We start from the raw sequence: 4636 nt of genomic DNA on the forward strand, positions 1-4636 counted from the left end.
TCGTCGGCAGCGTCAGGTGTGGATAAGAGACAGGTCCACCCCCGTCCCGCCGGGGCCCCCGGCCGTGGTCCCGGCCGTCCGGGAGTACATCCAGCGCTCCGGCCCCGGCTGGCGGCCCGCGCCCGGCGCCCGGGTGGTGGCCGCGTCCGGCAAACCGGCCGACGAGGCCCGCCGGCTCGCCGCCGACCTGGGGCTCACCTACGACGCCGGGCCCGCGAAGCCCGGCGACGTCGAGCTGATCGCGCGCGCCGGGCAGGCCGGCGGCCCCGAGTCGTACGAGCTCACCGTCCAGGACCACAAGGCCACGGTCACCGCCCCCGAGGCCGCCGGTCTCTTCTACGGCACCCGGACCGTCGTCCAGGCCGTGCGCGGCGGCGGGGGACTGCCCGAGGGTGTGATCAAGGACGCGCCCGACCGCCCCCAGCGCGGCCTCAACCTCGACACCGCCCGCAAGCACTTCACCGCCGACTGGATCGAGGCCCGGCTGCGCGAGCTCGCCGACCTCAAGCTCAACCAGCTCGGCCTGCACTTCTCCGACGACCAGGGCTTCCGGATCGAGAGCTCCTCCCACCCCGAGGTCGTCTCCCCGCAGCACCTCACCAAGGCCGAGCTCCGCCGGATCGTCACCCTCGCCTCCGACCTCCACATCACCGTCGTCCCCGAGATCGACTCGCCCGGCCACCTCGGCGCGGTCATCGCCGCCCGCCCCGCCCTCCAGCTCCGCGACGCGGGCGGCACGGCGGCGCGGGGCGCGGTCGACATCGGCAACCCCGAGTCCGCGCGGGTCGTCGACGACCTCCTGCGGGAGTTCGCCCCGCTCTTCCCCGGCCCCTGGTTCCACCTGGGCTCGGACGAGTACCGCGCCCTGATGTCCCGTGACCCGCAGACGACCTATCCACGGCTGGCCCAGCTGGCCCGCCGGCGGTTCGGCCCCCAGGGCCGGGTCCAGGACCTGGCCACGGCCTGGCTCAACGACCGGGCGGCCGTGGTGCGCGGCCTGGGCAAGACCCCCAAGGCGTGGAACGACGGCTTCTTCACGGGCGGGGTCGTCACCCCGGACAAATCCATCGAAGTCGAGTACTGGACGGGCAAGGAGATCGGCGCGCGTCGCCCGCAGGACTACCTGAACGAGGGACGCACGGTGGTCAACCTGAACGACGAATACCTCTATTACGTGCTCGGCGAGCCCAACGATTTCCGCTATCCGACGGGGGAGCGGATCTACGGCGCGTGGTCGCCGCCCGTCCTCCGGGGCACGGGCCCCGTCCCGCCGAACGTGCCGACCGGCCCGGACCGGGTCCCGGGCGGACGGCTCGCGGTCTGGTGCGACCGCGCGGACGCGCAGTCGCCGGAGCAGGTGGCGGCGGGAATCCGGCTGCCGCTCGCGGCGGTGTCGCAGCGGCTGTGGGACCCGCGGCCGCCGCGGTTGTCGTGGGCGGACTTCTCGGCGCTGGCGGGACGGGTGCGGCGCTGAGGCGGGACCCCACCCTGTGGCCGGTGTGACGCGGGAGAAGCCCGCCGCGCTGTACGTCCCGGACGACCGCACGCGGCGGGCGCGAAGAAGGGGCGGGCACGAATGGGCTTCTGGGGCTACTTGACCGTCGGCTTAGCCGTCGACCGCGCACTCACCGGGTGCCCGGCCGAACCCCTCGGCGACGGCTGGCAGCTGTGGAAACGCCCCGACCACCCGGACCGGCCCGACCACGCCGGCCACCCGGACCACCCGGAACCGGACACACCGGAACCGCTCACGCTGGACACCCTCGTCCACGACCTGGCCACCGAGACCGGCGCCCCGGCCCTCGTCGCCTACGTCATGGAGGGCGACTGCGCGCTCGTCACCGGCGCCGCCCCCGGCGGCACCGCGTGGACCGTCTGTCTCGGCCGGCCCGCGCTGGCCCACTATCTGGCCGGTACCGGACTGGGCCTCGACGAGCTCTTCCCCACCCCCGAAGCCGCCGCCGCGCACTGCGCCGCCTGGGCGGAGGCCGCCGGACGGGCGGCGGACCCGGTGGAACTCAAGGGCGTCCTGGCCGCCGGCACAGCTCCGTTGACGGGCGGCGCGGAGGGACTTTTCCGCGAACTGCTGGCGCGGCTGGGAATCGGACGGGGACGGCCGGGGCCGCCACCCCCCACAGGAGAGGCCCCGACCGCCGTCCGCTGCGAACCCTGGTGAGGTACGCATCTCTTACAGCGCCGGCAATCGAAAATTCGTCACTCCCCGCTTCCCCGGACCGGGGCCGGTCGTCCGGAGCGCGTAATATCACCCGCTCGTAGCCGTTTGACCACGCCACGATTCCTGGGGGTCCTGCCGATGTATCCGTGCGGTCGATGCCGCGCTGCCGCCGTGGGGCCGGACGGCCGGTGTGCCGCCTGTGGCGCCCACCAGCAGCCGCACCAGGCCGCGCAGCCGCAGCCCGCGCCAGGCCCGTACGGATACCCGCAGCCGTATGCGCAGCCGCAGCCGTACCCGTACCCGGCTCCCATGCCTGTGCCCGGCTTCCCCGGCGGGTTCCCGGTCGGCGGCCTTCCGGTCGGCGGCGTGGACCTGCGGCGCGGCGTCCGGATCGCCCTGAACGTCCTGCTGGGCGTGGTCGCCCTGCTGCAGATGCTGCACCTCGCGGCCATCGGGCAGCAGCGCGGCACCATCCAGGACATCCTCGACAAGGGCCCCGTGGTCTCGTCCGCGGCCGCCGAAGCCGCCGCCGAGGACGCCGACTCCTTCGCCTCCGCGATGACCGTCCTGTCGTTCCTCGGCATGGCGGCCACGGCCGTCCTGTGGGTGATCTGGTTCCGCCGGGCGCGCCTCAACGCCGAGGTGTTCGCGCCCGGTACCCACCGTTTCGGCAGTGGCTGGGCGGTGGGCGGCTGGTTCACCCCGGTCGTGAACCTCTGGTTCCCCAAGCAGATGGCGAACGACATCTACCGGGCCAGCGCCCCCGGCGGCCCGCAGAGCGCCCCCAAGGGCCTGCTCAACGCCTGGTGGGTGCTGTGGATCGCGGCCAATGTGCTCAGCGCGGTGGGCAACGGCATGTACTCGGCCGCCAACCGCAAGCTCGACCGGGTCCTTTCCGACTCCGGCTGGGAGGACGCCGTCGAGCTGCTGAACAGCTCCCTCGCCGTCAGCGGCTTCTCCGTGCTGCTGCTCCTGGCCGACACGGTGCTCGCGTTGCTCGTCGTCCGGCAGCTGACGCGGATGCAGGAGCAGCGGGCCATGGCCGGGCCCCTGGCGATGCCGCCCGCCCCGGCGTTCGCGGCGCCGTTCGCGGCGCCGGCCGTCCCGCCGTTCGTCCCCCCGTCCGTTCCGCCCGTCGTCCCCCCGTCCGTTCCTCCGTCCGTTCCTCCGTACGGGGCGCCGTCCGGTGGTGCTCCCTACGGCCCGCCGCCTCAGCAGAATCCTTTCGGCGCCGGTCCGGCGGCCTCCTGAACCGCGAGTACGACCAGTGGTGCAGGATGTGAACGTGCAGGGGGACGACGCTGAGCTGACCGTCGCGGTGCGCGCGGCGCAGAGCGGGGACGAGACGGCATTCCGTACGGTCTACCGGACCGTGCACCCGCGTCTGCTCGGTTATGTGCGCACGCTGGTCGGCGAGGCCGACGCGGAGGACGTGGCCTCCGAGGCGTGGCTCCAGATAGCCAGGGACCTGGAGCGCTTCACCGGCGACGCCGACCGCTTCCGCGGCTGGGCGGCCCGGATAGCCCGCAACCGCGCCCTCGACCACATACGCATGCGCGGCCGGCGCCCGGCCATCGGCGGCGACGAGAGCGAGCTCGCCGCGCGGGCCGCCGACGCGGACACCGCCGGGGAGGCGTTGGAGGCCCTCGGCACGGGGCGTACCCTCGCCCTCATCGCCCAGCTCCCGCAGGACCAGGCCGAGGCCGTGGTGCTGCGGGTGGTCGTCGGCCTCGACGCCAAGAGCGCCGCCGGAGTGCTGGGCAAACGGCCCGGCGCGGTGCGCACCGCCGCGCACCGCGGCCTGCGGCGGCTCGCCGAGCTGGTGACGGCGGGCCCCGGCGGGTCCTCGGCCACAGCCGCCGGCCAGGACCGGCGGGCCGGCGGAGCGAACGTTTCTTCCGGTGTGACGCAATTGCGCGCGCGGACGCAGAAGGACATGTGATGGCGGACGACCACCGGTACGAGCACGACTGGATGGATGACGACGCCGTGGAGCGGCTGCTGCGCGGTGAGTTCCCCGCTCCCCGCGAGGACGAGCCCGCGTCCGTCGTCGCCCAGCGGCTCGAGGTGGCCTTCCACTCCCTGACCGACATCCCGTCGGCGGGAGTCGTGAGCGCCTCCGCCGACACCTCCGCCGATGCCCCGCTGCCCGGCGAGGAGGCCGCGCTCGCGGCCTTCCGCGAGGCGCGCGCCGCCTCGGCCGCCCCCGCGCCCGCCCCCGTCACCGCGCGCGGTGCTGGGCTGCGGCCCGTCGAGGCCTTCCGCTCCTTCCTGCGCCGACCCGCCCGGACGGCCCTCGCGCTGGCCCTCGCGGGCTGCGCGGTGGGCGGTGTAGCGGTCGCGGCAGGCGCGGGCGTCCTGCCCGGACCGTTCGGCAGGTCCGGCAAGGAGCCGTCGCCCTCCGCCAGCGTGACCCTCGCCGACGAGACCGATGTGGCGACGGTCGCCCCCGGCGTACCC

The 4636-nt window shown here is 74.7% G+C and carries 4 protein-coding genes and 1 pseudogene; all 5 read left to right on the forward strand.

Going from position 1 to position 4636, the window contains the following annotated elements; all coding sequences use genetic code 11:
• Positions 1–16: 16 nt before the first annotated feature.
• Positions 17–1474 (forward strand): glycoside hydrolase family 20 protein, encoded by a 1458-nt coding sequence (locus K6I33_RS32085; RefSeq protein WP_229358071.1) that lies wholly within the window; start codon positions 17–19, stop codon positions 1472–1474.
• Between the two features lie 120 nt (positions 1475–1594).
• Positions 1595–2176, forward strand: coding sequence for a hypothetical protein (locus tag K6I33_RS32090; protein ID WP_229358069.1), 582 nt, complete (start codon positions 1595–1597; stop codon positions 2174–2176).
• 309 nt (positions 2177–2485) lie between these two features.
• A complete protein-coding gene (locus K6I33_RS32095) occupies positions 2486–3427 on the forward strand; it encodes a DUF4328 domain-containing protein (protein WP_229358070.1) in 942 nt (313 codons plus the stop codon).
• A 34-nt stretch (positions 3428–3461) separates the two neighbouring features.
• On the forward strand, positions 3462–4118 hold the full coding sequence (locus K6I33_RS32100) for an RNA polymerase sigma factor (RefSeq protein WP_229358073.1): 657 nt from the start codon (positions 3462–3464) through the stop codon (positions 4116–4118).
• Positions 4118–4636 (forward strand): annotated as a pseudogene (locus tag K6I33_RS32105) (hypothetical protein); the annotation flags it as partial. The gene K6I33_RS32100 and the pseudogene K6I33_RS32105, both read left to right, overlap by 1 nt.

The organism is Streptomyces sp. UNOB3_S3, assembly GCF_020740895.1.
In the GTDB taxonomy this organism is placed as follows: Bacteria; Actinomycetota; Actinomycetes; order Streptomycetales; family Streptomycetaceae; genus Streptomyces.